A 1,124-nucleotide genomic window follows, 5' to 3' on the forward strand; every position below is an offset into this window, starting at 1 on the left:
GAAGGCATCGCCAAGGACCTCGGAATCTGTCGATCGACCCTGCAGAAGTGGCTGAGTGCCGCTGATCAGCACGGATCACTGGCGTTTCCAGGACACGGGAAAGCACGGCTGACTCCTGAACAGGAAGAAATCAAACGCCTGAAGCGCGAGAACGAACTTTTACGTCAGGAGCGTGAGATTTTAAAGTCGGCGGCGGTCTGGTTCGCGAAGCACACCAGGTGAAATACCCTTTCATCCACGTCATGCGCCAGCAGTTCCCCTTACGGGTGCTGTGCCGTGTGCTGGGCGTGACTGAGAGCGGATATCACTCGTGGCGAATCAGACCGCACACCCGAGCAGACAACGACCAGGAATTGCTGGAGAAAGTCCATGAGGCGCATCAGGCCAGTCAGGGGCGCTATGGCGCCCCTCGGATTCACGTGGAGCTGCGGGCGCAGGGCGTGGTGTGTTCCAGACGCCGGGTGGGCCGAGTGATGCGTCAGGCTGGGCTGCGCGGAAAAGGCAAGCGGAAGTACAAAAGCACCACGAACTCGGATCATGCCTTTCCCCTGGCCGAGAATCTGTTGGAGCGCAACTTCGTCGTAAAGGCTCCCAACACGGTGTATGCCAGCGACATGACGTATGTGCCCACCAGGGAAGGCTGGCTGTACCTGGCGGTGGTGATGGACCTGTATTCACGGAGGGTGGTGGGCTGGGCGATGGGAAGCCGCCTGACGACTGATCTGCCGCTGTCTGCCTTGCGGATGGCGTATCAGACGCGCCGCCCCGAGCCGGGCGTGATTCAGCATTCGGACAGGGGCAGCCAATATGCCAGCCGGAGGTACCAACAGGCGCTGAGGTCGATGGGCATGACGTGCAGCATGAGTCGCAAGGGAGACTGTTACGACAACGCGGTGGTGGAGAGCTTTTTTTCGTCCTTGAAGCGCGAGGAGACGGATGGGGCCGGCTATGTCACTCGGATGGAAGCCCAGCAGCGAATTTTTGTGTTCCTGGAGGTCTGGTACAACCGCAAACGCCGTCACTCGACCCTTGGGTATCTCAGCCCTGCCGAGTTCGAAGCCCACCATCTTGCCAGACAGCCAGCCGCCGCTTAACTTGAAGTACGCAAAACCGGCACAACCTCA

1 pseudogene is annotated in these 1,124 nt (G+C 59.8%); it reads left to right on the plus strand.

Features of this window, described 5'->3' with window-relative positions:
• Nucleotides 1-1,094 (plus strand): annotated as a pseudogene (locus IEY49_RS21210) (IS3 family transposase); the annotation flags it as partial.
• Nucleotides 1,095-1,124: the final 30 nt, after the last annotated feature.

The sequence above is a fragment of the Deinococcus malanensis genome (genome assembly GCF_014647655.1).
Classification (GTDB): Bacteria; Deinococcota; Deinococci; order Deinococcales; family Deinococcaceae; genus Deinococcus; species Deinococcus malanensis.